Raw genomic sequence first — 26,846 nt, 5'->3', positions numbered from 1 at the left:
AGTTAAAATGCATAATCAACCGGTTCCTGAGTTATACTTGGTGTCTTTGTTACTGTTTCCGCAGGAACAGGCAATACAAGATTTTTTTCTGTAATAGTTATAGTTCCTACATTTTTATCAAGATAGAATATAGAACCTTTACCCGAAGAATCATCGCTCGGATCGAGAGGAGTAAACGCTCCGTGATGTGCATTGCTGGCATTACGTTCTTGCCATGTATAACTACCATTAGAAATATATTGACGCTCACGCTTCATTCCATTCAAATAAGAAAGAGCCTTATTCATATCCCTATAGCTCATCCGTTTAATGTCAAGGAAGTTGACACCTTCGAGAGCAAATTCGACACGACGTTCTTTGATCAACTGATCGTAAGTAATAGAAGTGGCTTTTGTAGAAAATCCGGCACGTTCACGTACCTTATCGTATACGGTCAATGCCAAAGCGTCGGTAGTAGATGTACCCGAGCCGATACATGCCTCAACATAACACAGATATACATCTGCCAAACGGAGTAAATAAATATTATTACCTGCATCCTGATTGGATGTTCCCGCAACTCCGTCACAATCGGAATTAGCTCCGATTACGTATTTCCTTACATGTGCCAACATACCATTTGATGTTTCGGTAGACTCATCTTGCGAAAAATTATGATAAGTATATCCACCGCCACCCAAATTTGGATAGCTATCACCATTGCGCATGTATGTATAATAACGGCGGGCATCATTCGAATCAAAAGCTTCTTGCAAACTAAGAGTCGGTCCCTTACCTGCTCCCCAAGATGAACCTAAAGTAATCAGTGCATTACGAGACAAAGAGACATTGCGTCCGTTACCGTATCCATAACCATCGTTTGTACATTGTATAGCAAACAAAGACTCTGAAGAGTTGTTTCCTTTTGGATAAAACATTGTAGAAAGGTCTGAATATAATTTCAGCCCACTATCATTAATTACCTCAGCTGCGTAAGATTTAGCTTTGGCAAAATTATCGGATGATGATGCATCAGAAAGGTGAGAAGCCATCGTTAGATGAAGCTTTGCCAACATACCTATAGCTGTATATTTTGAGCATCTACCGGTCTGAAATGGAGTTGAAGGAAGATTGTCTTTAGCGAATTCGAGATCCTGACGGATAAATTCGTAAACACTTGCTTGCTTATGGCGGATCACCAGACCTCCGGAGATATTATTATTTGTTATAATCGGAACATCTTGCCAGTACTCTGTTAACCAATAATAAGCAATAGCACGAATACAACGAGCCTCGCCAAGAGCACGATTTATTACCGTTTCTGAAACTCCATTAGATCTTGCTGCGGCAGGCATCCCATTGATAATATTATTACAATACGAAACTACACGGTAAAGTCCATTCCAGCCCTGAGTAAGGAAGGAATTTCCATTCTGGAAAGTCATATAATAGAATTGACCTTCCTGATCGTAAGTGTAATAAAGGTCTCCGGCAAGCTCATCTCCTGCCATCCACATAAAATTCATTCCAAAGTCTTGCCAGACAAACGCAGCATACAGAGAGGCAGAGTTGGCATTAACGGCAGACTCTGATGTGTAATATGTCTCCAGCACCTGCTCTGACTCAGGAACTATAGTCAAGAAATCATTACAAGATGTAGCACCCAGGATAATGGATGAAAGACAAATTGATTTGATTATATTTTTAATATTCTTCATGTTTTTATCTTTAAAATTAGAAAGTAACATTTGCACCTAAAGTAAATACACGAGGTGATGGATAACGTCCCATATCCACGTTAGAAAGACCTGCCTGCTGGTTGTAAGAACCAATTTCAGGATCTAAACCTGAATAACCTGTAAACGTATACACATTCTGAACGTTGAAATAGAGTTTACAATTAGATATGCCTGTCTTCTTCAACCAAATCTTTGGCAGGTTATATGCTAATGATATATTCTGAATGCGCAAATAGCTTCCATCTTCGATCCAACGATCACTCATACGGTTGTTACCATTGATATCATTGCCGCTCCAACGAGGTAATGTTGCATTCGGATTGATTATATAGCTATTATCTACATTTGCCACATCATATTTATTTCCATTAACGTATCCCAATTGTGCACGATTGAGTACTGTGGTCGACTGATTGTCCCACTGAGACATCACACCTTCTGTTTTTACACGTACATAGTTCAAGATATCAGCTCCTACCGATCCGGTGAGGCCAATGCCTAGTTCCCAATCTTTGTAGTTAAACGTATTAGAAAAACCAAAAGTAAAGTCCGGATTAGGATCTCCAATAACCGTTTGGTCATATTCGTTAATGATGCCATCAGGAACACCATTCGGTCCACTGATATCTTTAAACTTAACATCACCAACCCAAGCTCCGGTAGTGCGATGAATCTCTACACCTTCGGGCTTCGCAGAATTTCTCAAATCTTCCGCATCTTTATAAAGTCCGTCGGTTTTGTATCCATAAAATACACCGATAGGTTGTCCTACCGAAATCATCGATACACTTTGAAATGCAGCATACCAATCTAATCTTCCATAAGAAGGGGTACCCAAGTCATCCAGCTCTTTTACTTTATTGCGGTTTAAAGAGAATGATAAGGCTGAAGTCCAATTAAAATCTTTACCCGCTATATTATGTGTATTCAATGATATATCAAGTCCTCGGTTTTCCACTTTTCCAATATTCATCCATGGAGTCTGAATATCAGTCCATCCTAAACCTCCAAGAACCGGCGAAACGGAAGGTTGAAGTAAGAGATCTTTTGTAGTCTTATAATATGTATCTACAGTAAGATTAACTCGATTATTAAATAATCCCAAATCAATACCTCCATTATATTGTACCGAAGCTTCCCATTTCAGATCAGGGTTAGCATTATTTGACATACGATAAGCTGTACCAAACACGGTTTGAAAAGCTTGCATAGTAGATCCATAACGATATGTAGGTAATCCATCATTCCCATTCATACCATAACCCAACCTCAATTTCAGATTCGACAACCAGTTTTGTGTTTCCTCCATAAATTTTTCACTAGATATGCGCCATGCTGCAGCAAATGATGGAAAATATCCCCAACGATGGTTTACGCCAAATCTAGAAGATCCATCCGCCCTTAAAGTTGCGGTTAATAAGTAACGATTGTCAAAATTATAATTCGCACGTCCAAAAACAGAAACTTTTGCTGAAGAATCTTTTGTACCATTACTTGCCACAAACTTACCATCAGAACCAATCACATGAATATCATTTGAAGACAATTGATCTTTTTGTAATTGCAGGCTTTCCCATGATGATTTAGAAGCTTCTGTTCCGGCCATTAAGTTAATGCTGTGTTTATCAAAAGTCTGATTGTATGTAGCATAGTTCATCCAGTTCCAATATAAGCTATGCGCTTCGTTTTGCATAATCATTACATTGGTATTCTTCAACTGGCCATATTCATAACTTGGCTTGAATCCCTTATTTGTACTATTGGAGCCATCAATACCCACTTCTGAACGAAAATTAAGATATTGATTGAGAGTAAACTGCCCATAGATATTAGCTATAACCCTCTCGCGGCGCAAGGTATTGATCTGATCTTTAGTCAATGCCACAGGGTTATATATCGAAGACCCATTTACGGTCTCAGGTCCTGCATAATTTCCATCAAAGTCATAAACAGGAACTGCCGGCGACATTAATGCAGCTTGCATTACCACGCCATTGATACCATCATTATTGATAATAGATTCATCTGTCCGTGAATAGGAAAGAGATGCTCCGACCTTTATGTATTTATTAAATTCATTATCAACGTTCACCCTACCGGTAAATCGCTCAAAATCTGAATTTAGTAATATACCGTTTTGATTTGTATAACTTATAGATGCCAGATATTGAGTTTTATCTGTTCCTCCATTTAGGGAAAGGCTATGGTTTTGCATCCATGCATTATCCATTACGGCATCTTGCCAGTTTGTACCTTTGCCCAACAAAGAAGGATCAAGGTAAGCCTGATCAACATTCGGCAAGAAACCTTCATTGTAAAGCTGTTGTTGGTAAGTTCCATACTGGCGTAGGTTCATCATATCCAATTTATCGATAGGAGATTGAAGAGAAATACTTCCATCGTACGTAATATTTGTACGCCCTTTGTTTCCTCTTTTAGTTGTAACGATCACAACCCCGTTAGCTCCGGCAGAACCATAAATTGCGGCTGCGGACGCATCCTTCAATACATCTATAGATAGGATATCGCTTGGAGCAATAGCTGATAATGGGTTTACTACGTTTTGACCGTTAGAACCTCCCGACCAAGAAAAACCGACTGTAGATGAACCGGCACCACTCATTGGCACTCCGTCAATCACATACAGAGGTTCATTTGTCAAATTAATAGAAGAAGCACCACGAATACGTATCGAGGTAGCTGCTCCCGGTGCTCCCGAGTTGGAAGCAACCTGTACTCCGGCCACACGTCCTTGGAGCGCCTGATCGAGGTTTGTGATAACGGACTCTTTAAGCCTGTCTGCCGATAAGCTACTAACAGAACCCGTCAGGTCACTTTTCTTCATTGTACCATACCCAACAACAACTACTTCTTCCAAAGCCACATTGTCTTCCTGAAGGGCAACATTAATAGGTTTATCTGATTCTACTTTTACTGATTGGGGCGTCATACCTATAAAAGAATATGTAAGGACATCGCCCTTATTCGCTTTTATAGTATAATTTCCGTCAAAGTCAGTCATCACACCGACTTTGGTCTGTGTTTGAACTGTCACACCCGGCATCGGTGAGCCGTCTTTAGCATCTGTTACCTTCCCTGATATTTGATAGCTCTGCGCATACATAGCACATGGAACCATACATATCAGGAGCAATAAAAAAAGGATTTTTCTCATAATTTAAGGCTTCGATAATGATTAGTAATATTTTTACACGGTTAGATTTGCTTTATTCTCATATTGCTTCTTAGCGTAATACAAATGTATTTATGATAATAAAATATAACAAATACTATATTATCACATAGTAATACTTTATTATCAAAAACAAAAAGTAGACTCTTTCGCTAGCAAGCACAGAATCTACTTTAGCATCTAATTATAAGATACATATTATATAAATAAGGATTATTCACAAAGGATAATAATAATATTTTTCAGCTGACACATATAGAAAAAGCATTAGGTCGAAATCAAAAAAATATCATAAATTGACAAAAAAGTATTATTACACAAAAAACTTAGACTCTTTATAATTTTCTCTAAATTCACGTGGAGTACATCCTTTTTTCTTTTTGAATATACGATTAAAGTTCGACAGATTGTTAAACCCGCACACAATGCTAATCTCAGCAACACTATGGGTAGTATCAACCAGCATACGCGTAGCATGCCCTAAGCGTATATCATTCAACGAGTCTATAAAATTACGCCCTGTACGCTGTTTTATAAAACGACTGAAAGCAACTTCGGTCATCCCGACCAAATTTGCGACATCGGAAAGCCGGACTTCTTTACTATAATTTTCCAACATATGATTGTAAGCACGTTCTATCCGCCTGCTATCATAATTTTGCGTATGTTCATTAAACGATCGGCTGGATAATTCGCGCATAGGCGATAAAGACAAATCGGATAGGATACCAAACAGATTTAAAACAGAATGAGCTCCCTCATGTTCCGAAGCAAGAGAATATAGCCTGTCTTTTATTTGCTTTATGGTCTCCTTCGAAAAGGTAACCCCATAAATGGCTTTCTCAAACATCTCTTTTACCGACCTGAATTGATTTTTCTGCAAAAGCTGTTCATTCAGAAGGTCACCATGAAACTGAATTGTTATTTCCTTTATCTCTTTCGACTGGCATTTATGATCGAGCCAACCATGTTCAAGGCTAGACCCGGTGATTAAGGTTAGTTCTAAATCGTCAATCTCCTCTATACTATCGCCGACTACCCGTCTTGCTCCCGCTCCATTTTCTATAAAATTCAGCTCAAACTCGGCATGGACATGAATAGGAAATGTAAAATGCTGTTTTATACGCGAAAAAATCATGAAACAGTCCCTTTGCGATAGAGGAGTGACCTCTCTCAATATTGAGTCTTTCATTGTATTTTAATGTTATAATATTCATATTTTTCTCAAAAGAAAACATTGTTTCCGAAAAAACAAATATATTTATGCAAAAAATATAACACAACATAATGCAACATACAGAATATTAAATAAAAACATAAAAAATTTCAATTTGTATTTTTTTCATTACATTTATCCTACACAATATTGAAAACATTTAAACAAACTAATTAATTGAACCAATCGTAAACTACATTTAATTACTTACAATTATGAAAAAATTAATAGTCAGTCTGTTTATATTAACAGCAATGACAACCGTCACAACGATCAAAGCTCAAGAAAAAATCGTTATCAGCGAAAGAACCGCAGCTAAAATAGAAAGTATAAGAACTAAAGCCGCAAAAGATGCTGCCGATGCAGATAAAAAAATGGAGCAGGAAATAGAAAAGGCAAAAAAGCAAATAGATTCTGATACTAAAAAAGCCGCAGACGACGCTAAAAAAAGAATGGAAAAAGATTCGAAAAAAGGAGCTGAGGATGCTCAGAAAAAAGCAGATAAGGCTATAGCAAAAGCCAAGGAGAAAGCTGAAAAGACTAAACTAAAAGCTAAGATGAAAGCTGAAAAGGAAATACAGAAAATAAAAACTGAGAAAGCTATCAATATTTAATTTTGACATTTAATAACACTTGAGTAATAAAAGAAGAACTCTCTCAACAAATCGAAGGGGGTTCTTTTTATTTTAAGGAACTGGATCATACCCATGTCCACCCCAAGGATTGCAGCGAGCAATACGCTTTGTCGCCAACCAAAAACCTTTGAATGGTCCGTATTTTTTTATTGCCTGAATTGCGTATTCCGAACATGTAGGTGTATAACGACACGAGGGGGGTAGCATAGGCGAGATACTGTATTTGTAGAAATATACAGGCAACAACAATATCCAGGATAATAGCTTCTTCATTCGGTTTGTTCTATTTTCCTAATCTTATCGGATAATAAGAGTTGAGCCTTTTGCATCGCCTTCTCTATCTCAGCATACGTAGGTAATTCTGTCTTTAAATACAAGAAAGCAATATCCAAACGCTTGTTATGAGTTTGTAACAGTTCCGACAATGATGATTTATTTAATCTGTAAACTTCCCTTATCAGGCGTTTTACCCTATTGCGCTTTACCGCTCGTTTAAACTTTTTCTTAGCCACACTTATCATCACCGAAGCATACTGATTCTCCTTATTATCCTCATCAGTCAATAAATAAACAACTCGTAGAGGATAAGCCACAAAAGAATCTCCATTTGCAAAAATGTTCTCAATAGCCTTCGTACTACAAAGCTTCTCTTGTTTCGAAAATGTCTTTTTACAATCGGTAGAATATGCTTCTGTCATCACTTTTTCTAAAGAAGCAAAGATACATTAAATAATTTTCAAAAAACATTCTTGCTCTTTAGCTATCAAAGGAAAATATTTTTACACAAAACACAACACACATATAAACAGAATATTAAAACACAAATCCATTCGTATTTTTTAATCTTCAGATAAGAATATATAGAAAAATTCATTTTTACATGTAACCTTTTTCGAGGCAACTACGTCATAAAAGTAACGAGCTCGATACAACAAATCAATATGTAAGGAATAAGGAATATGAAACAAAGATTAATAATACTAGCCGCACTATTTATAATCGTCTCATCAACACTGTTAGGTCAGATTAATATATCAGGAACCGTAGTTGATACAGATACTCATGACATTATAGAATTTGCAAACATAGCACTGCTGAAACAAGACTCAAGTTTTGTAGCAGGCGCATCATCAGATACAAAAGGTCTATTTGCGTTTAATAACATCCCCACAGGTGACTATATATTATCAGCCACATTTGTAGGATATGGGAAAAGGTATATTCCTGTTAAGAATGCTATTGAAAACACAGATCTGGGAAATGTACCATTGAAATCCTCTGATATAGCACTCAAAGATGTAACAGTAACAGCAAATGCAGTTATACAAAAACCCGACAGGAAAGTAATTATCCCATCCGATGCACAGATAAAAGCATCGAATAGCGGTATTACACTACTACGTAATCTTCAGTTATCACGTATTATCGTAAACCCTTTGAACAATACAATTACCTTGCCGGGTGGTGATGCCGTACAGCTTCGCATCAATGGAGTAGAAGTAACTATCGCAGAGATTACAGCTATTCAGCCCGAAGATATAATCCGTATCGAATATCATGACGATCCGGGAATGCGCTACGGGAATGTAGGTGCTGTTATCGATTATATCACACGTCGCAGAGATTCGGGAGGAAATGTATCGGCGAATCTGGCTAATGTCCCATTTGGAGGATTGGGCTGGGGCGAGAATTTTCTTTCAGCGAAAGTAAATCATAAGAAGTCTGAGTTTGGGGTTAATGCATATTGGTCGCGCAGAAATATAGAATGGACACGCGAAAATGAGGAGACATTTGTATTTCCCGACAAAACATTGACTCGCACAGAAGAAGGGCAACCAACAACATTTAAAGACGATAGGCTGAACGTTGCACTGAATTATAGCTTGAATGAAGCGGACAAATACATGTTTAACGCAACATTAAGAAATAATTATCAGAAAACACCGAATCAGTTTTCAGACAGAAACAGTATGATCTACTCTTCGGATAACAATAACCCTCTGTCAATCTCCGATCATTCGACATGGAGAAGTTATGCTCCTTCGTTAGACTTGTATTACCAACGAAACCTAAAGAACGATCAGCTTTTGATATTCAATTTAGTAGGCACATATATCGACTCTAAATCTACACGTTCGTATCAGGAACGTAGAAACAGTATACTGAATACAGATATATATTCATCAGTACTTGGAGATAAATACTCCTTAATAGCGGAAGGTATATATGAGAAAACACTGAAAGCAGGAAAGATATCAGCCGGACTGAAACATACCCAAAGTTACACGAACAATAGTTACGAAGGAAATGTTGCCGCCAATGTAGGACTCAACTTTGCTGAAACATACGGCTATGCAGAGTTCCAATTTAAAAAGAATAAGTTTAACTATTCGTTAGGGTTGGGCGTAATGCGTAACTATAATAGTCAAGGAGAAAACCATAACGAAAAATATATCTTCCGCCCAAATGTTCGTGTATCTTATAATATTAACGATAATGCATATATCAGATACAATGGATACATATCAGGATATTCTCCTTCATTGTCGGACTTGAACAATGTGGAACAAGATATTGACTCATTACAGATACGCAAGGGTAATCCTAACCTCCAGACAGTATGGTATTATACCCATACACTAACGGGCGGATATAACAAAGGAATATTCGGGGCAGAATTCTTTATGAGATATAGTTACGATCATAAGCCAATCATGGAACAAGTAACTTTTGAAGAAGGTAAATTCGTTCGTACAAATATCAATCAGAAAGGATTCCATAGATTAAATACCGAGGCAACATTCAAATTAAAACCCTTTGGCGAATATCTCACACTATCCGTTACACCCGGATTCAACCGATATATAAGCTATGGGGAAGAATTTACTCATACGTATAGCTCGTGGCAGGTGCGAGGTTCTGCTACATTCAATTATAAAAAATGGTCTTTATCAGGAGATGTATATACACGCTGGAATAGCTTCTGGGGCGAAACAATGGAAAGAGGAGAACGCCTTCATATTGTATCGGTAGGATATTCAGACGAAAGCCGTCTATTAGGGCTGGAAAAAGTAAAATGGAGTCTTACCGGAGGAATGTTTAATCCATTTGCAAAAAGTTATTCGCAAGGCAGCCGCAATTATTCGGCTCTGACACCAAACAAATCGTTGGTGTATACTGATAATCTGAAACAGATATTTGTAATAAATTTTACAATAAACTTCAACTTCGGACGCCAGTACAAAGCAGGTAACAAACGATTGAATAATGATGATACGGACGCAGGTATCATGTCGGGATCGAAAAAATAAGGTCCCCACAATAATATAATATTAAGATTAACTTAATATTGATTGTGTTTACAAATTGCCTCTACAGACGTGATGTTTGGAGAGGCAATATTTTTTCTCTTTCCTTATTTATATATAAAGAAGTGCAATTTAATATGTATCGTTATCTATCATTTCGAGCAGTTGCAACATCCCATTATTGGACGCTCGTATAATATTGGATTCTCGATATTTCCCAAACTGATACCTTTTTGTAATGCTTCTATTCTTGTATACAGTACATACCCATACCGTACCCACAGGATTCTCTTCTGTACCGCCATCGGGCCCGGCTATTCCGGTAGTAGCTATTACACAATCTACATTTAAGAGATTTTGTGCACCCTTTGCCATCTGTGTAGCTACAATTTCACTTACAGCTGTATATTTATCTATATTTTCTTGAGAAACATGCAATACATTTACTTTTTCCTCATTTGCATAAGAAACGACTGAACCTTTGAAATAATTGGAAGAACCTGAAACAGATGTAATCATATGTGCAATATTTCCACCTGTACAACTTTCAGCAGTGCCTAAGGTAAGCCCTTTTTCGAAAAGCCTTGCTCCGAGTATTTTTTCGGGAGTAATATCCTCTTCTGCTATAATAGTATCGCCCAGTAATGCTTGTAGTTTTTTAACCTCTGCCTCCATCTCCCGCAAACGATGTTCTCCCCTGACGAACAAGCGAAGCTTCATCAGTCCCAAAGAAGGAAGATATGCCAGTCCAAAACCTTGCGGCAGATTATCTTCGAAGTCGGCAATGTACATTGCCAAAGCAGATTCAGTATAGCCTTTTACAATAAACACTCTTTTGATGTATGCCTCGATATCGTACTTGTTCTTTAGGCGGGGAAGTATCTCGTTTTCCATTACATATCTCATTTCGTGAGGTACACCCGGCATAGAAACGAGCACTTTATCTTTATAGTCGAACCATGTAATAGGAGCTGTACCTACCCTGTTTTGTATCACGGTACAATTTTTAGGTACATAAGCCTGATTGCGAGTCAATTCGTTTAGGGATGTAAAATTAGATATTACATTCTTTATATTATCCAGTACAGCATCGTCAAAAACTAATGTGGTATCAAAATACTCGCAAAGGGTTTTCTTCGTTATATCATCTTTCGTAGGTCCAAGACCTCCTGTCATCAATACGACATCAACACGCTGAAAAACATCGCTTATCGTATCTTTTATTTGCTGAGCATCGTCGCCTATCGACTGCATCTCTTCTACCTCAAATCCGGCTAGTGTAAGATTCTGAGCCATCCATGCAGAATTTGTATCCACAATCTGGCCTATCAGAATTTCATCACCAATTGTAACTATTGCTGCTTTCATTTCTATCTGAAATTTTACAAACTTTTATTTTCAATTTGACAGATGCAAATGTACTATAAAAGCTTATTTCGGCAACAAATACTTCAGAAATGAAATACCACAGATTAGATAATTTACAGAATGTTCACAAATGAACTATATATCAGAAAAATGTCTAAAATCCTGTAACTAATAATCCTCGAGCACCCTTCATCCCGCACTTCTGATATTTATTGTAGGCCATAGCTGCAGCCTCACGGATAGATGCAGATGTACCTCCGTTTATATATACAGCTATAGCATCATGCAACGTATATGCTTCAGGGCTCATTAGGTGAGTTGACCATAGTAAAGGTTCGGCTTTGGCTGATTGCAAGTAAGGTGAAAAATATCGTTTACTATAGCAGGCTAGAATAATTGCATCCCGCTTTTTCCCATCTGTATTTTGATATCTATTAGCCAGCGAAAAATCCATTAATCCGTTATGGCCGATGTACGCCACCAGCTTAGCATCGCCATACAACCCCAATATTGTCTTATCATCAAGCTTTATTGTATTTTTCTTACTACCGGCACAAGCCTTAAGAAAATCGATAGTACAATCACTTATATATCTTCCGTCATAAGCATCTGCAACAAGATAGTAGTTTTTTGTCTTATGCTTGAAAACAATTCGTTCCAGACAGATATCATCTGCGCTTTTATAATGTCTTACTTCCTGCCAATCAGGGCTCTTCTTAAAGTATGTGCGAACGCCATATCCGCAACCCCAATATAAATTATTATCAGGATCTTGTCCGTTACCTATTCGCTTCGGTACTTTTACGATTCCCTGATATTTATTATCACAGAGGGCAACCATTACATGTATAGTTTGTACTTCCTGAGCAAACAAGAAAAAAGTGAACAGAAAGAAGCTGATTAGAAAAAATATTCTTTTTCTCATGGCATCATCATTAAGTTTTTAATATCGTTCCGATATTAATAGAGAAAAAAGACAGTGAAATTCCATAAATCAGTTATCGAATAAATAACGCTGGATAAACATCATAAACACTTCTTTATCCGAATGATATTTTCTCAATAATCTAGACCAGTCTCTTTCATCAAGTTCTATTTTCGTTCCTTTATTATCTTCATAAACCATTCTGTCGAAAATATCTTTCTTCAATGATGCTTTTTCTCCCTGATTGTTTTGATATTGCTGATAACCGAAAATATCTATTTTGTATTCTTCTTTGTAATTTGACAGGTTTTCGCACATATCTTTGAACCGAAAAAAAGCGTCCATATCATCGTAATAAGAGTAACGAAGCATATCTTCGCGATATTCTTTCGAATATTTTATTTCATTATTCCTACTATCGCTGTATACCCATGCGTCAAAAATATCCTTTTTGAGAGAGGCTCTCTGTCCTTTGTTGTTTTCGTATTGCTGATAACCAAAAATATCGACTTTGTACTCTTCTTTATAATTTGACTGATGAGCATACATTTCTATCAACCATAGAAAGATCCTTTTATCATTTTGATGAAAATCTTGAAGTATAGAATTCCAATATTCTTTAGAGTATTTTACTTCGTTATTTCTATTGTCACTATATATCCAGTTGTCGAAAACGTCCTTTTTTAGCGAAGCTCTTTCTCCCCTACTATTTTCGTATTGTAAATAGCCAAAAATATCCCTGCTGATATTTCTTTGGTATTGATCCATCGGGTAATCTTTCCTTACGTCTCTATCTCTACCCGGTTGAGAATAAAGGCTCATACTTATAAGAGCAGAAACAAGAATTATATATATGCGTTTCATAGTGTATTATATTAAGTACAACATTGTGTATAATTATAAGATCTAAGCCGATAATAAAGGTTTAAATGAGATTCTTATTTTTTCATTGCTTTTATACGCTGCAATAATGTAGGATGCGAATAATTAAAAAACACATATAATGAATCGGGATTCAGATTGCTTAATGATTTGACCGACAATTTCTTTAGCCCACTAATAAGTGAATCAGCCAACCCAAATCCGGCTGCATAACCATCTGCTTGATACTCATTTTTACGGCTATGAATACTCGAAAGCACATTAATAACAAAAGAAACGGGAGTAAAGAAAATAGAAAAAGCTATAAGACCTAGATGAAACGATGCAGATTGGCCACCCAAAGCTATTGCAATATCTTTATTATCGAGAACCAATGACAGTAAAAACAACATGATTCCTGTATAACAAATAGAAATAAACATACCTTGCAGTGTATGTTTCTTCTTGTAATGTCCTATCTCATGGGCTAGTACAGCTACAATTTCGTCTTTATCTAAATCATTTATTAACGTGTCAAACAAAACAATACGTTTCTTTGCTCCAAATCCTGTAAAGTAAGCATTGGCCTTGGTCGAACGCTTAGAAGCATCCATTACATAGATATTGTTAATTGCAAATCCTGCTTTTTGAGCAAAAGTCTCAATTGCATCACGCAATTCACCTTCCCCTAAAGGCGTTTGCTTATTAAATAATGGCACAATTATATTGGAATAAAATAAGGTCATAAACAAAGAGACCACAGTAATAGCACCCCAGGCATAGAGCCACGCCAATTCGCCGATTGCAGTATACAGCCATGTAATAAGAGCCAGAATAGTTCCTCCCAAAACAACTGCTAACAAAAGTCCTTTTAGTTGATCGAGCCAGAAAATAGTTTTGGTAGACTTATTGAATCCAAACCGTTCTTCGATGACAAACGTATTATAATAATCGAATGGGAGACTCAAAATCTCATTGATCAGATAGATCACTCCAAAGAAAGAAAGTGTCAATAATATTTTATTACTAATAAATTGCCTTAGGAATTCATCCAACCAGCCAAAAAGGCCGAAGACCAACACTAAGAAAAGTACTGAAAAAGAAAAAAAACTGCCATATAACCCAAAACGACTATTTTCCTTTTGGTAAGCCTGTTGCTTTGCATATTCTTCATCATCATAAATCCCCTCCAACTGAGAAGGAATTTCGGGACTCATACGCCTCCTGTTACGGTAAGCAAGATATTGTGTCCATACAAAATTGAGGACTACAATTAGTAATATTATACTCAAATATAACGACATAATTTATTTTTAAATTTAAAATGATAGTATGCAAAGATAGAAAAGTAAAAATTAAATTCCCTCATTAAAATAAATTTGGAGCACCTATTTGCCACTGCAAACAAATCTATATATTTATCATAACAAATAAATGAAAAACGGATATATTGAGAGCAAGAGAAGTGAAACAGATAGCGACAGTTATAATATATATATATATATATATATATATCCTCCCCTCGGCAAAAAACAATTTAAACGAAAATATCTGATATAATTTGTAACTATTTACATTCCATCTTCGTCATATATGAAACACAATTAATAAAATTATGAAAAGAATTGCATTATTTATTTGTTATATGATCATGGCATCATATTGTTTATATGCCCAATCAAACAGTAGTACCACCATAAAGGCTAATTCTGAAACAGTAAAGATCATTGTAAATGGATCAATATCAAATGAATCAATGCCATTTTCGGATCAGAGAAGCGATACTATCAAAGTTCCGATCAACATTAATCCTCTTGATTTTTCTCTTTATACAGATACTGACAGTGTAAAAGCACGCATTCCGGAAAATAGCAAGTTCACATTTAATATAGAAAAAGCCGGAATGAAGCCTTTGGTTATCATTATTCAAAACGGTATCGAAACAAATGAGATAACTTTTGATACAGTAGAACAAAATAGTGACCTCAAATTCATTTATGAAAGTGAAATGAATAACCCATATTTGGAACGATTGAAAAAAGAGTATCCAATAGATAGCATTGCAGCCAAAGGTAAAACAGACTTGGAGAAAGTGCGAAATATATCGTCATGGGTACATAAGCTCTGGAAACACAATGGATACAATACTCCCGAAAAAAATGACGCATTATATATTCTAGAAGAAGTAAAGAAAGGTCAACAGTTTCGTTGTGTAGAATACGGGATAGTAACAACAGCTTGTCTGAACGCCATAGGGCTGCCATCCCGCACATTAGCACTAAAGAGAAAAGACGTGGAAACAACCCCATCCGGGGCAGGACATGTAGTAATGGAAGTTTTTTTGAACGACTTCGACAAATGGGTAATGGTAGATCCTCAATGGGACGCCATCTTCTGCTTAAACGAGATACCATTGAATGCCATAGAATTACAAAAGGCTATAACAGAAAAAAAAGATATACAGATACTATCTGACGATAAAGAACTCAATCCTGATCAATATATAGCATGGATATATCCCTATTTATACTACTTTTCGCACAAGTTTGATAATAGAGAAAATATACCTAAAGAGGATAAAATCAAAATAAATGGCAAATCGGATATAATGCTTGTACCAATAGGAGCTAAAAATCCTACTATTTTCCAACGAAAGTTCCCTATAGACTATTGTGTTTATAGCCATTCGGTGCTTGACTTTTATAGTAAGCCTTACTAAAATAAAAAAAGCTGTAAAATCTTAATTTTACAGCTTTTTCTATTTTAATATATTTTTTCTTATTCTTCGAAGTCTTCTTTCATATTGTGGAAAACATTCTGAACATCATCATCGTCCTCAAACTTATCCAGCAACTTCTGGATTTGCTCCTGCTGCTCTTTTGTTAGTTCTTTCAGATCGTTCGGAATGCGTTCAAATTCGGCGCTATGAATTTCATAGCCGTTTTCTTCAAGATATTTTTGGATTTCGGAGTAAGATTTGAATTCACCATAAAGGATAATATCGTCTTCATCGTGTTCTAATTCATCCACACCATAATCGATCAATTCGAGCTCTAGGTCTTCTAACGAAACACCTTCTTTGGGTGCAATTTTAAATACGCATTTATGGTCGAACAAAAACTCAAGGCTACCTGATGTACCAAGAGATCCGTTATGCTTATTGAAGTAGCTACGCACATTAGCCACCGTACGGGTAGGATTGTCTGTCGCAGTTTCTACTACTATAGCAATACCAAAAGGTCCGTATCCTTCATATACCACCTCTTTATAGTCAGCCTCATCTTTCGATGTAGCTTTTTTGATGGCACGTTCTACGTTCTCCTTAGGCATATTTTCTTTTTTTGCCTGCTGTACCAATACACGAAGACGAGGATTGGTATCCGGCTCGGGACCGCCTTCTTTCACAGCTATAGTAATTTGTCTCCCCAACTTAGTAAATACGCGGGCCATATTCCCCCAGCGTTTCAGCTTTGTCGCTTTGCGGTATTCAAACGCTCTTCCCATAAATATTTATATAATCGTTATTATCTTGTTTTTTGCTATGCAAAAGTATAAAAATTATCGAACAAACCTCCTAAATTTTACTGAATGAAGAATATTCATCCCAAAACTATATGGATATCATTTCTGAAGTGTATAACCAGTGGTATAAAAAATTAACCCCTACCTAATCCTCTCCTTTTAGTATCGGTAATTTGATATGATATCTGGTAGCAAAAAATCGAATCACCACTACAAATACGGCTGTGGAAACTTCTATCACCAACAGCTGGATATCGAAATAATAAAGAACACTAAACAATATTCCACCCAAAATACAAGCGACGGCATATAACTCCTGAGTAAATACGATCGGGACTTCATTGATAAGAATATCTCGTATTATCCCCCCTACTATACCGGTTATAGTAGCCATAGATACGCATACCCATATCGGATAACCGAGCGCCAAAGCCTTCTCGTATCCTACTACAACAAATAGCCCGAGACCGATACAGTCGAACCAAAATATCGTATTATTAAGATGAACCAGATATTTACGAAAACCAAGAACTATGATAAAAGCAAAAAGCGTACACCATATATAACGGCTCGCCTGCATCCAAAATACGGGAACATCGAGAAGAAGATCACGAAGTGTTCCTCCTCCGGTAGCGGTCACAAAGCCAATGACAATAGCGCCAAACCAGTCGAAACGCTTCGCCGAAGCCAAACGGATACCACTGATGGCAAATGCTATTGTACCCAATACTTCAATTATATCGACAACCTCTATGTTTGTCAAATCAGCAAAAAAGAACATGGTAGAAAGAATTATGTTGTGAATTGTGTCAGGTGGCAGTTTTACTAAAAAAACTACGTTGCCACTATATGAAAAAATATTTAATCTTCATCATTTGCAATCATACCGCTACCAATACACAGTTTAGAGTCGCTGTCGTACACCACACCAAACTGTCCGGAAGCAATACCTTGCACTTTATCATCAGAATATATACGGTATAAGTCCCCTATTTTTTCAATTCTGCCTCTGGTAAATTCAGGGGTATGACGTATCTTGAATGTTATATCTTTAGAGCCTTCAAAGTCTCCCCAAATATCTTCGGTGATAAAAGAAAATCCGGCCAGATTCACCACTTTCCCATATTGGGTTTCCGGGTCATATCCGTTAGATACATACACAATGTTCCGTTTGGTATCTTTCTTTATTACAAACCAAGGTCCGCCACTCAGCCCTAAGCCTTTGCGTTGTCCTATGGTATGATACCAATACCCATCATGCTTACCCAGTATTCTACCTGTTTCCAGCTCTACAATCTTACCTCTGCGCTCTCCCAGATATCGGCGAATAAAATCATTATAATTGATCTTACCCAAAAAACAAATACCTTGGCTATCCTTACGTTGAGCCGATGGCAGTCCTGCCTGTGCAGCAATAGCCCTGACTTCGCTTTTAAGCAAGTTACCTATCGGAAACATGAGCTTAGAAACCTGTAGGTAATCTATTTGTCCAAGAAAATAGGTCTGATCTTTAACATGATCCTTAGCTGTCGACAGCCATGTCTTGCTATTTATTTCTGTAGTTGTAGCATAGTGACCTGTCGCTATCTTGTCAAACTCGTGTCCCCATTTTTGTTCGAAACATCCAAATTTGATCAGCTTGTTACACATCATGTCGGGGTTGGGTGTAAGACCACGCTTCACCGCATCTATTGTATAGCTCACTACATTCTCCCAATACTCTTCATGTAATGATACCACTTCCATTTTACAACCATATTTTTTAGCAATATATGTTGTAATTTCTATATCTTCTTCTGCAGGACAATCAATATAACCTTGTTCGTCCTCCATACCTATTCGTATATAAAATATCGTAGGATCGTAGCCTTGTTCTTTAAGTTGATGTACAACCACAGAGCTATCTACGCCTCCCGATACCAACGCTGCAATTTTCATTCTTTGAAAGGATAATTAATGCGAGATAAAATAATCTGCAAAATTAGTAAAAATAGTTGTAAGTTTAGAGTTATCTATTATAAGATATTAAGCGATGAGATTCTCATATATCACCTATTAACCAGAGACTTCAAGAGCCCCAAGGTCAGCCCGGCTCCAATGCGAACATAGAATTGACCTCTGCCATTAAACGTATTGTAGTCGTAACCTACCGAAACATAGCACATGTAAGCGTCAAAATACAGGTTAGGCGATAAGACGATACCATTACCACGTCCGAAGCCAAAATTATAACCCGCATCAAACTTAACGGCGGCTGTAAATGGAGAATAATTGTTTGTAATAACAAAGAATGAAGCAGGCTTTATATTTAAGCCTGAAACCGATGACGAAGCAGGAGAAATATAATCTGTACCTCCGCCTATTCCGAATATGATGGGTGCGGATTTATCATTCAACACAAACTGAGGGATGTAGCTATTTACTGAAAGCTGCAATCTATCTTTTTGTGCAAACTGAGCGCCAACACCTAGATATTGAGCGAACGCCATGAGAGGCATCAGCATAAAAAAGACAAAAAAGATTTTCCTCATTATACTATATTTACAGATACTAAAAATATGATTATTATCCGAATATTACCATATTTCGGTTTTCACAAAGGACTTGATAGAACCCATACCAAAACAAAATCCGGCACGGACAAAGAACTGCTGTTCGTTTCCTGTCACATTAAAGTCATATCCGGCTTTTGCAAAAAAGAATTTATAATCTATATATACATTCGGAGTGATTACAATTCCATCCTTACCATGCCTGAAGTTAAACAAATAACCTGCATCGCATCCCACAAGAACTGTTACCTTATTTTTATTGAATAACGATTCGCTGATAAAACTAGTAAGCTGTATAGGTTTCAGGTTTAGTCCTGCAACAGGTGAGCTCCCTCCCGTGTAATCGATACCACTGGATATAAAAGAATTGAAAGGGTTCTTTTTATGCCATACCGGATAAGAGGCATTGGCTGCAAACTGGAAGTCATTCCCTTTTCCTTTAGCATCGGCATACTGAACACCTACTCCTAAAAATTGGGCAGAACAGGCCAATGGCAAAAGTATAAATAGCAATATGATTCTTACTTTCTTCATCACATTCAAATAATATTAATCTACAAATTTACTCTTTATTTTCAACTAGAATTCTTTTTCGACCACATTGGTTCTCAACGATTTCACAAAATCCGTCACAATCAGCATTATTATACCTAAATATAAGAGAGATACAGCTTTCCATGGAATAAGATTAAAAAAAGATAATACCTTCAAAGGATTAACATTATTATCTCCAAGAAATACGCCAAAATAACTAAGCGTTCTTATATAAGAATAAAATGAAACGAAAAGTATCCCTACAGCCAAGTATGCTTTTCTAGGGTAAAGACATATATATGCAACAGCTATTAAATCACCGAGATACATATAACGTTCACGCATTCCAGGTAGGACAAAAGGGCAAATGATGCAACTTAAGAAGATAAGCTTTACCCATGATTCCAGTGTGAATATGTATTTTTTTTGCATAAGTATAAAACTCATTGATAAAACAAATATTGCAGTAAAAAGCATGCCGTATATCTTATCCGCTGGGATGAAGTTCTCTATCCACATATAAATATTCGGAAAAAATGAGACTAATGCATTATCAAAATTAGACTGCATCTGGTATACTAATATCAAATCCGCTAATGGACGCCCCATAATCCATGCCGGCAATAAAGAAAAGACATACACAGTGGGAATAATAAAGAAGTAATACCATTTTATTCCACCTCTTATCATATAGATAAAGAAAAATGGCAAAAGGACACTAGCCTGAGCCTTAAAGGCGAATGCTATCCCAAGAAATATCATTGACATAATATTTTTTCGTTTCAACAGGAAGAATACACTTCCTATTGCAAAAGAAGAATAAATAGAGTCGCACTGAGACCAAAGTGCTCCATTTAGTATAACTGTAGGCAACAAAGTAGCAAGGGTAAACGATATCCATCTGGCCGTATTATTTTTACTTACAAGATAAACCAAAGCTGAAATAAAATAAGCAGCTAAAAAATCGAATAGTAATGAAACTACCTTTATACTATAAAGTGAGTAAACATCAATTTTAGCAAGTAATATAAGTATGTAAATATAACTCGGCGTATAGTTATAAAAAGAATCCTTTAATGAATAAGCATATCCATTATTCCTGATATATTCGACCCACTCATTCAAAAAGAATTTATAGTCACAGTATATATAGTCAAAAAAGAATAGTCTCACAACTACCCCTAATACTATCAACAATAAACATGTTATTTTTACTTTACCAGTCTTCTTAAATATATCCAAATCCATACACTAATATTTTAATTAATATTTTGAGTTGCTTTGTCTATATCCGCTTTCGATTTACTTGCTGTTACCAGATACACGCCCATAAAAATAAGGATACCAGCAATCAGTTTATCTATTGTAAATTTATCCATTCCCACCGATATTGCGATAAAAGAAGCGATGAGAGGTTGTAAATTATTATACATCGCTATCGTGGTCGGTCTTATTCGCCGTTGAACCAATGGAATCATCATATAAGTAAAGAATGTAGCACCCACGAGTGTAAACCCGACAAGCAGATAGGGTAATATATCCTTTTGACTAAATAACGGAGCCTCTGTTATTTCTTTATAAAAAATTGGAGACAAAACAATAGCTGAGTAAAGGAACATCCACTTCATCAATGTGATAGGTGAATATTTTGTTGACAGCGGACGTGTTATTACCAGATAGAAAGCATACGAAAAAGAAGCACTCGCCACCGACAAATTTCCGATCATATCCGCTTCCTGCCCGGGATGCCCCAAATGGCTCGTATATACCAAAAATATAGCACCGGCAGCACCGACAACCACACCTCCTACTTTCTTTGCCGTTACGGGTTCTTTTAGTACAATGGCTGCTATAATCATAGCAAATAAGGGCCCTGCTGTAGTTATTATAGAAGCATCGATAGTAGACGTACGGCTGAGACCATAAGCAAAAAGCCCCTGATTGAGTACCATACCAAAAAGCCCGCCGACAAACAGAATCAGCATATCTTTTTTCTCTATCTTTTCTTTTGGAGTAAATAAAGAAGTAAACCAAAAAGCAAGTGCTCCAAATAACATACGCATAAGCGTCATGCCAAACGAAGATAGGTATCCATGAGAATATACATATTTGTTGACAGGGATATTGATTGCAAATACGCAAATCACAATGAACATTATAATGTTCCCCTCTTGTTTTGGTGTCAATCTCATTATTTAATTACAAGTTAGATGTATATCTAAAAAATATTGATTAATTATTTTTTTCTGAATAATCAGGATGAGCCATTTTATTTATTTGCCTATCCTGTAATCCTGAAAAGAATATCAGCATACAAATAGCCCCGATCATAGCACAAAACATATCCGACTGGGTATCCCATACATACCCTTGTGTACCTAGAAAATCTTCTGCTCCGTCTCCCGACAAAACCGCAGTCCACCACTCTATCAGTTCGTAAAAGGCACTAATTGCTAGACAAATGCAAATAACGAAGAATGGAATCCAGCCTTTCTTCCGAACCACATCCAAACGTATGAGCAGCTCACGAGCAACCATAGCAGGAATAAAGCCTTGTGCAAAATGCCCGACCTTATCATAATTGTTCCTGTCCTGATCAAAAACCTCTTTTACCCAATCGAACAGCGGTACACGGGCATAAGAATAATGAGCTCCCACAAACAAAATGATAAGATGGATGAGAATAAAAATATAGGTCATATCCGTAAAGCGAAATCGCTTGAAAGTAGTCATCAATACAATGACTGCCGCAAGGCATATCCCGGCTTCCAAAAACCATAATCCGGCCTCATAGGGCTGATACCCCGACCAAACTGCTACCAGGGTAAAGATGATAAGAAAAAACCAATATTTCTTCTCCATAGGAAATGTGAAATAACTCTATTTGTATGTGTTATATGAAGTCACCTCTTCGGTAGTCTTTCGTTTTTTGTCTCGTAAAGGTTGAGCCGGATATCCGATAATAATGTCGAGTACCACTCTCTTGTTGTCAGGAATATTGAGTAATTTCTTCATTTTCGACTCTGCAAACCAACCTAATATACAGCTACCTAAACCTTCAGCTTCTGCTGCAAGGCAAATATGTGCGGTAGCTATACCGATATCCAGAAATGCAAAATGCTTGTCTTTTACAATACCACCAATTCCCGAACTCAAATTTACTTTTTCTTCAACTACTACGATATGAACAGGAGCTTGCTTCGTAAAATGATTCATCCCCAACAGACGAGCTGAAGCAGCATCGGCCACCTTGTTCTTCAATTCAGGTTCGTCGACTACAATAAAATGCCACGGCTGCGCATTGCATGCCGAAGGAGCTAAACGTCCGGCATCAAGTATGCGAGCTATAATTTCTCTATCTACTGCACGTGTAGTATCAAAAGCTCGCGTACTTTGGCGATGCTTCACCAGTTCGTAGAAATCCTCCTTGTTCATTTATTAAAGTTGAGTGATGCGGCTGATATATTTACCTATAATATCAAATTCGAGATTAACCACACTACCTACTTTAAATTGGTGGAAGTTCGTATGCTCATATGTATATGGAATAATAGCAACCTCAAATGTATTATTTGTAGGATCAACCACGGTAAGACTGACACCGTTAACAGTAACAGAACCTTTATCAACAGTAAGATATCCTTTTTTTGCCATTTCCCGGTCAAATTCATATTCGAACTTAAAGTACCAGCTACCGTCTGCTTCACGGATTTCAACACATTTTGCTGTCTGGTCTACATGTCCCTGTACAATATGGCCATCGAGACGTCCGTTCATAAGCATACTGCGTTCCAGATTTACTTTATCTCCTACCTTCAGCAAGCCAAGATTTGAGCGCTCCAATGTTTCCTTTATAGCTGTCACTGTATATGTATCTCCCTCCAGATTTACCACTGTAAGGCAAACACCGTTATGCGCCACACTCTGGTCTATCTTCAATTCGTGAGTAAATGAACATTTCATTGTAAGGTGCAGGTTTTCGGCTTCTTTACGTAACGATACTACTGTTGCTGCTTCTTCTACTATTCCTGAAAACATGATTTATTTCCTTTAATTTATTATATAATTTTTTCGCGGTATAAAGTTACGTATTTATTTAGAGTCTATTTATAGATTTTTACTTTTTGTAGTCCTTCTACATTCTTCTCTAAACAATGCAAGCTTAGAATTAGGAAGATTTCGTTATTTTTGTATCACAGAAAAATCGCGCAACCTTATTTATATCATTTACCATTATGAAAGAAACACTAATAAATTTAGGCTACAAATTTGCTTTTGATGGAACAGTAAAAGAAATTCGCCCTATGGGAGAGGGACTTATCAACGATACTTTCTTTGTAGAAACAGAAGGAGATAGCCCCAATTATATTCTTCAACGCAAGAATAAAAACATATTCAAAGACATTCCATCCATGATGGAAAATATCCATAAGGTAACCACACACCTAAAGCATAAGATAAAAGAACAGGGTGGAGATCAGCTTCGTGAAGCACTTACCGTTACTCCCACAACCGAAGGAAAGTTATATTACAAAGACGAAGAAAATGAATATTGGGCAGCTTGCTTATTTATAGAAGATACGATAACATATCAATTTGCCGATTCGCCCGAGCTGGCAGCACAGGGAGGGAAAGGTATCGGGAAATTTCAGGCTATGCTGGCTGATATGAAAGAACCTCTGGCTGATATACTACCCGGATTTCATAATATGCGCATACGTTTCAGCCAATGGGATGATGTGTTGGCTAAAGATCCCGTAGGCAGAAAACCGCAGGTACAGCAGGAAATAGATTGGATAGAGAACCGCAGAAAAGAGATGTTGGACTTCTGGACAAAAGCAGAGACAGGAGAACTACCGATGCGTGTGACTCACAACGACACTAAAATAAGCAATATCTTGTTCGACAAACAAGAAAATGTACTCTGTGCAATCGATCTCGATACGGTGCTTAACAGCATCTGCCTCAATGATTATGGTGACGCCATTCGTTCTTATGCAAATGCAGGTAAAGAAGACGATGAAAATCTCGACAATGTGTATCTCAAAATGGATATTTTTGAAGGTTACACCAAAGGCTACCTCTCCGAGACAAAAGTATTTCTTACTCCAGCCGAAATAGAGAACCTTGCATTTTCAGCAAAGTATATCACATTCGAACAAGTGCTTCGCTTCCTGATGGATTACATAGACGGTGACAATTATTATAAGGTTAAATATGACACGCATAATTTAGTACGTACCCGTGCACAATACAAATTATTAGAATCAATAGACAAGAATTACAATCAAATGTTGGCAATTATAGATAAATTGGCAAAATAACAAAAAAACAAGTTTACCCCGCATAGAGAAAATTTTAGAATTATCTTTTTTCGGTAAGAGATAACATGCATTTAATCTATTAGTTCTATCTTTGTGCTCTAATTTTTCAATCTGGTCCCAAAATGAACAAAGTACTTTATATTATTCTTCTTTTATTAATAACTCCCTTTTACGCAAAAGCCCAAGACTATGAAAAAAACTGCTATTACGGCATAACATTCGAAGTTAGCAGAAACCAAAACTGGGGTTATGGAGAATTGGTTATTACGGGAGTAGAGCCCAACTCTCCTGCCGAAAAATCAGGAATAAAAATCGATGATATAATAATGGAGATCAATGGGCAGGCCACATATCTGAGAGACAATCAGACCATCGCAAACTGGCTGTTTGACAACAAATACGATCCCGAAGTAAAATTTACAATTCGCAATATGAATACTTACTTCAAGGAGTACCCGCTTATGCGTAAATGTATTGCGACCAATTCGGTAAGCGAAAAGCAGTTGTCTGAGGTATACTCTTTTTATAGCCTTGAAAACACCAATTATCAGATATTTACGCTGCCGCTACATGTACAGACAAACTCTGATGTAGATTTCACAGATTATCACACGTACGACTTTTATGATGCGGGAAAGAATGTGCCGGCTATAGACAAGCAAATTACAACCTTATTAGAAAAAGAATTACAGTCGAAAGGTCTGGTTAGAGATACTTCCGATCCGGATATAGTAGTACAGGCATATTACAGCTACTCGCCCAACAACAGATACACCGGGTTGAACAACCCGAATTATAACCCCATGTCGTTGAGATACGACTGCGACAAAAATCAACTGGTACTTCTACCTATATTTGACTCCAATGATCCTAAAGTAGGCTCTTCGGCTCAATACGTAGTGGAGTATGGCTTCAGCTTCTATGATCGTAAATACATAGATAATTCGAAGCTAACTCAAATATGGGATTGTAATATCAAAGATTATCTTTCTGCTCAGTATTCACTCGAAGACTACGTGAAACTCCATACACCACTGATGCTCAAACAGTTTCCATATACTCAAAACAAAAGAGAAGCTAATTATATTGTAGAAACAAACAAATATAATTATACAGGGATTTATTATGATGCAGATGATCTGGGACATATCAAAGATGTAGATTTTAATTCCCCTGCTTATATTGCCGGTATACGTCCGGGCTACATTATAGAAAAGGTAAACAACAGAAAGTTTGAACGCAACAAAGATGTCCTGTCTGCCGGATATCGTTATTTCATAGATGATACAATGGTATTCAGAGATCAAACCACTCGCTTTACCAACTCGGAAGGCTTTTCCGACTGTATGTTCTGGAGCGCAGGATACTATAATGACATTGCGAAAGAATTTACAAAACCCGATTATTTTACGCAATTTTCTTATCTGTATGGCTTCGAAAAATATATCAATAACAAATCGGATAATAAAATCACAATCGAAGCTTGGGATGGAATACAAAGACGTATTTTTCAAATCGTTCCTGAAATAAGACATTCTGTAACAATCAGAACTTTGTAAGAATATAATAAATAAGAAACAAGCAGTAAAAGCTATTTCTTTGTAAACGAAGAGTGAGACTGTCTTTAGTCTAAATTATAATATAATTTTATTGCTAAAGGTTGGTATGCTTTGATTATCAGCCAATAATT

At 36.8% G+C, this 26,846-nt stretch carries 24 protein-coding genes; 5 read left to right on the top strand and 19 right to left on the bottom strand.

What is annotated here, in order from left to right; genetic code table 11:
* Positions 1-2 precede the first annotated feature (2 nt).
* The 3 genes from PKC55_RS01450 to PKC55_RS01440 all read right to left on the bottom strand — a co-directional run bounded on the left by PKC55_RS01450 (position 3) and on the right by PKC55_RS01440 (position 6,103).
* The gene (locus PKC55_RS01450; RefSeq protein ID WP_324371539.1) at positions 3-1,697 is read right to left on the bottom strand and encodes a RagB/SusD family nutrient uptake outer membrane protein; all 1,695 of its coding nucleotides are present in this window, start codon (positions 1,695-1,697) and stop codon (positions 3-5) included.
* Between the two features lie 16 nt (positions 1,698-1,713).
* The gene (locus PKC55_RS01445) at positions 1,714-4,893 is read right to left on the bottom strand and encodes a SusC/RagA family TonB-linked outer membrane protein (RefSeq protein WP_291129393.1); all 3,180 of its coding nucleotides are present in this window, start codon (positions 4,891-4,893) and stop codon (positions 1,714-1,716) included.
* Between the two features lie 331 nt (positions 4,894-5,224).
* Positions 5,225-6,103 carry an AraC family transcriptional regulator gene (locus PKC55_RS01440; RefSeq protein WP_135104944.1) on the bottom strand — a complete coding sequence of 293 codons (879 nt, stop codon included), beginning with the start codon at positions 6,101-6,103 and terminating at the stop codon, positions 5,225-5,227.
* A gap of 239 nt (positions 6,104-6,342) precedes the next feature.
* Between PKC55_RS01440 and PKC55_RS01435 the strand changes: the two genes are divergently transcribed.
* Positions 6,343-6,741: a hypothetical protein gene (locus PKC55_RS01435; RefSeq protein ID WP_135104943.1), complete on the top strand. Its 399-nt coding sequence runs from the start codon at positions 6,343-6,345 to the stop codon at positions 6,739-6,741.
* Positions 6,742-6,813: 72 nt separating this feature from the next.
* Here PKC55_RS01435 and yidD read toward each other — a convergent pair whose 3' ends face one another.
* A complete protein-coding gene (yidD, locus tag PKC55_RS01430; protein ID WP_006843153.1) occupies positions 6,814-7,035 on the bottom strand; it encodes a membrane protein insertion efficiency factor YidD in 222 nt (73 codons plus the stop codon).
* Positions 7,032-7,460: a ribonuclease P protein component gene (gene rnpA, locus PKC55_RS01425; protein WP_291129389.1), complete on the bottom strand. Its 429-nt coding sequence runs from the start codon at positions 7,458-7,460 to the stop codon at positions 7,032-7,034. Before rnpA ends, yidD begins: the two co-directional genes overlap by 4 nt.
* Positions 7,461-7,721: 261 nt before the next feature.
* Here rnpA and PKC55_RS01420 point away from each other — a divergent pair, with 261 nt between their 5' ends.
* A complete protein-coding gene (locus PKC55_RS01420) occupies positions 7,722-10,073 on the top strand; it encodes a carboxypeptidase-like regulatory domain-containing protein (RefSeq protein WP_291129386.1) in 2,352 nt (783 codons plus the stop codon).
* Positions 10,074-10,202: 129 nt separating this feature from the next.
* On the opposite strand, the gene PKC55_RS01415 is transcribed toward PKC55_RS01420, so the two are convergent.
* From PKC55_RS01415 to PKC55_RS01400, 4 genes are all read right to left on the bottom strand, one after another.
* Complete coding sequence (locus PKC55_RS01415) at positions 10,203-11,438, bottom strand: CinA family nicotinamide mononucleotide deamidase-related protein (RefSeq protein ID WP_291129382.1); 1,236 nt, start codon at positions 11,436-11,438, stop codon at positions 10,203-10,205.
* A 154-nt stretch (positions 11,439-11,592) separates the two neighbouring features.
* Positions 11,593-12,363 (bottom strand): hypothetical protein, encoded by a 771-nt coding sequence (locus tag PKC55_RS01410; RefSeq protein ID WP_291129378.1) that lies wholly within the window; start codon positions 12,361-12,363, stop codon positions 11,593-11,595.
* A gap of 69 nt (positions 12,364-12,432) precedes the next feature.
* Positions 12,433-13,227 carry a hypothetical protein gene (locus PKC55_RS01405; RefSeq protein ID WP_291129376.1) on the bottom strand — a complete coding sequence of 265 codons (795 nt, stop codon included), beginning with the start codon at positions 13,225-13,227 and terminating at the stop codon, positions 12,433-12,435.
* A gap of 74 nt (positions 13,228-13,301) precedes the next feature.
* Positions 13,302-14,528 (bottom strand): M48 family metallopeptidase, encoded by a 1,227-nt coding sequence (locus PKC55_RS01400; protein ID WP_291129373.1) that lies wholly within the window; start codon positions 14,526-14,528, stop codon positions 13,302-13,304.
* A 311-nt stretch (positions 14,529-14,839) separates the two neighbouring features.
* On the opposite strand from PKC55_RS01400, the gene PKC55_RS01395 reads away from it, so the two are divergent.
* Positions 14,840-15,943, top strand: a complete 1,104-nt coding sequence (locus PKC55_RS01395; RefSeq protein ID WP_291129371.1) for a transglutaminase-like domain-containing protein — start codon at positions 14,840-14,842, stop codon at positions 15,941-15,943.
* 59 nt (positions 15,944-16,002) lie between these two features.
* Here the strand turns inward: PKC55_RS01395 and PKC55_RS01390 are convergent, their stop codons facing one another.
* The 10 genes from PKC55_RS01390 to PKC55_RS01345 form a co-directional block, all read right to left on the bottom strand.
* Positions 16,003-16,728: a YebC/PmpR family DNA-binding transcriptional regulator gene (locus tag PKC55_RS01390; protein WP_135104935.1), complete on the bottom strand. Its 726-nt coding sequence runs from the start codon at positions 16,726-16,728 to the stop codon at positions 16,003-16,005.
* Between the two features lie 163 nt (positions 16,729-16,891).
* Positions 16,892-17,527, bottom strand: a complete 636-nt coding sequence (locus PKC55_RS01385) for a trimeric intracellular cation channel family protein (protein WP_135104934.1) — start codon at positions 17,525-17,527, stop codon at positions 16,892-16,894.
* An 80-nt stretch (positions 17,528-17,607) separates the two neighbouring features.
* The gene (gene mnmA / locus PKC55_RS01380) at positions 17,608-18,684 is read right to left on the bottom strand and encodes a tRNA 2-thiouridine(34) synthase MnmA (RefSeq protein WP_291129368.1); all 1,077 of its coding nucleotides are present in this window, start codon (positions 18,682-18,684) and stop codon (positions 17,608-17,610) included.
* A gap of 110 nt (positions 18,685-18,794) precedes the next feature.
* A complete protein-coding gene (locus PKC55_RS01375) occupies positions 18,795-19,277 on the bottom strand; it encodes a hypothetical protein (protein ID WP_291129365.1) in 483 nt (160 codons plus the stop codon).
* A gap of 45 nt (positions 19,278-19,322) precedes the next feature.
* Complete coding sequence (locus PKC55_RS01370) at positions 19,323-19,832, bottom strand: hypothetical protein (protein ID WP_283685975.1); 510 nt, start codon at positions 19,830-19,832, stop codon at positions 19,323-19,325.
* A gap of 45 nt (positions 19,833-19,877) precedes the next feature.
* A complete protein-coding gene (locus PKC55_RS01365) occupies positions 19,878-21,080 on the bottom strand; it encodes a putative hexosyltransferase (RefSeq protein ID WP_291129360.1) in 1,203 nt (400 codons plus the stop codon).
* Between the two features lie 11 nt (positions 21,081-21,091).
* A complete protein-coding gene (locus PKC55_RS01360) occupies positions 21,092-22,024 on the bottom strand; it encodes a DMT family transporter (RefSeq protein ID WP_291129357.1) in 933 nt (310 codons plus the stop codon).
* A gap of 40 nt (positions 22,025-22,064) precedes the next feature.
* Positions 22,065-22,694: a DUF2238 domain-containing protein gene (locus tag PKC55_RS01355; protein ID WP_291129353.1), complete on the bottom strand. Its 630-nt coding sequence runs from the start codon at positions 22,692-22,694 to the stop codon at positions 22,065-22,067.
* A gap of 18 nt (positions 22,695-22,712) precedes the next feature.
* A complete protein-coding gene (locus PKC55_RS01350) occupies positions 22,713-23,267 on the bottom strand; it encodes a nitroreductase family protein (RefSeq protein WP_291129348.1) in 555 nt (184 codons plus the stop codon).
* Positions 23,268-23,270: 3 nt separating this feature from the next.
* Positions 23,271-23,870 carry a riboflavin synthase gene (locus tag PKC55_RS01345; RefSeq protein WP_006843167.1) on the bottom strand — a complete coding sequence of 200 codons (600 nt, stop codon included), beginning with the start codon at positions 23,868-23,870 and terminating at the stop codon, positions 23,271-23,273.
* Between the two features lie 197 nt (positions 23,871-24,067).
* On the opposite strand from PKC55_RS01345, the gene PKC55_RS01340 reads away from it, so the two are divergent.
* Both PKC55_RS01340 and PKC55_RS01335 read left to right on the top strand, forming a co-directional pair.
* Positions 24,068-25,156 (top strand): phosphotransferase enzyme family protein, encoded by a 1,089-nt coding sequence (locus tag PKC55_RS01340; protein ID WP_291129343.1) that lies wholly within the window; start codon positions 24,068-24,070, stop codon positions 25,154-25,156.
* A 122-nt stretch (positions 25,157-25,278) separates the two neighbouring features.
* Entirely contained in the window at positions 25,279-26,715 is a 1,437-nt protein-coding gene (locus PKC55_RS01335; RefSeq protein WP_324371525.1) for a PDZ domain-containing protein, read from the top strand.
* Positions 26,716-26,846 lie beyond the last annotated feature (131 nt).

It is taken from the genome of Dysgonomonas sp. (assembly GCF_035323175.1).
GTDB lineage: Bacteria > Bacteroidota > Bacteroidia > Bacteroidales > Dysgonomonadaceae > Dysgonomonas.
Note: the sequence above shows the minus strand (reverse complement) of the source record. Positions and strands in the feature narration are given on the sequence as shown.

Bases quoted from the DNA above. Each gene is read 5' to 3' on its own strand.
- PKC55_RS01405 (WP_291129376.1), bottom strand. From the start codon at position 13,227: ATGAAACGCATATATATAATTCTTGTTTCTGCTCTTATAAGTATGAGC.
- PKC55_RS01445 (WP_291129393.1), bottom strand. From the start codon at position 4,893: ATGAGAAAAATCCTTTTTTTATTGCTCCTGATATGTATGGTTCCATGT.
- PKC55_RS01360 (WP_291129357.1), bottom strand. From the start codon at position 22,024: ATGAGATTGACACCAAAACAAGAGGGGAACATTATAATGTTCATTGTG.
- PKC55_RS01345 (WP_006843167.1), bottom strand. From the start codon at position 23,870: ATGTTTTCAGGAATAGTAGAAGAAGCAGCAACAGTAGTATCGTTACGT.
- PKC55_RS01385 (WP_135104934.1), bottom strand. From the start codon at position 17,527: ATGTTCTTTTTTGCTGATTTGACAAACATAGAGGTTGTCGATATAATT.
- PKC55_RS01395 (WP_291129371.1), top strand. From the start codon at position 14,840: ATGAAAAGAATTGCATTATTTATTTGTTATATGATCATGGCATCATAT.
- PKC55_RS01350 (WP_291129348.1), bottom strand. From the start codon at position 23,267: ATGAACAAGGAGGATTTCTACGAACTGGTGAAGCATCGCCAAAGTACG.
- PKC55_RS01335 (WP_324371525.1), top strand. From the start codon at position 25,279: ATGAACAAAGTACTTTATATTATTCTTCTTTTATTAATAACTCCCTTT.
- PKC55_RS01375 (WP_291129365.1), bottom strand. From the start codon at position 19,277: ATGAGGAAAATCTTTTTTGTCTTTTTTATGCTGATGCCTCTCATGGCG.
- PKC55_RS01450 (WP_324371539.1), bottom strand. From the start codon at position 1,697: ATGAAGAATATTAAAAATATAATCAAATCAATTTGTCTTTCATCCATT.
- PKC55_RS01415 (WP_291129382.1), bottom strand. From the start codon at position 11,438: ATGAAAGCAGCAATAGTTACAATTGGTGATGAAATTCTGATAGGCCAG.
- PKC55_RS01390 (WP_135104935.1), bottom strand. From the start codon at position 16,728: ATGGGAAGAGCGTTTGAATACCGCAAAGCGACAAAGCTGAAACGCTGG.
- PKC55_RS01355 (WP_291129353.1), bottom strand. From the start codon at position 22,694: ATGGAGAAGAAATATTGGTTTTTTCTTATCATCTTTACCCTGGTAGCA.
- PKC55_RS01370 (WP_283685975.1), bottom strand. From the start codon at position 19,832: ATGAAGAAAGTAAGAATCATATTGCTATTTATACTTTTGCCATTGGCC.
- PKC55_RS01365 (WP_291129360.1), bottom strand. From the start codon at position 21,080: ATGGATTTGGATATATTTAAGAAGACTGGTAAAGTAAAAATAACATGT.
- PKC55_RS01435 (WP_135104943.1), top strand. From the start codon at position 6,343: ATGAAAAAATTAATAGTCAGTCTGTTTATATTAACAGCAATGACAACC.
- PKC55_RS01410 (WP_291129378.1), bottom strand. From the start codon at position 12,363: ATGAGAAAAAGAATATTTTTTCTAATCAGCTTCTTTCTGTTCACTTTT.
- rnpA (WP_291129389.1), bottom strand. From the start codon at position 7,460: ATGACAGAAGCATATTCTACCGATTGTAAAAAGACATTTTCGAAACAA.
- PKC55_RS01340 (WP_291129343.1), top strand. From the start codon at position 24,068: ATGAAAGAAACACTAATAAATTTAGGCTACAAATTTGCTTTTGATGGA.
- mnmA (WP_291129368.1), bottom strand. From the start codon at position 18,684: ATGAAAATTGCAGCGTTGGTATCGGGAGGCGTAGATAGCTCTGTGGTT.
- yidD (WP_006843153.1), bottom strand. From the start codon at position 7,035: ATGAAGAAGCTATTATCCTGGATATTGTTGTTGCCTGTATATTTCTAC.
- PKC55_RS01440 (WP_135104944.1), bottom strand. From the start codon at position 6,103: ATGAAAGACTCAATATTGAGAGAGGTCACTCCTCTATCGCAAAGGGAC.
- PKC55_RS01420 (WP_291129386.1), top strand. From the start codon at position 7,722: ATGAAACAAAGATTAATAATACTAGCCGCACTATTTATAATCGTCTCA.
- PKC55_RS01400 (WP_291129373.1), bottom strand. From the start codon at position 14,528: ATGTCGTTATATTTGAGTATAATATTACTAATTGTAGTCCTCAATTTT.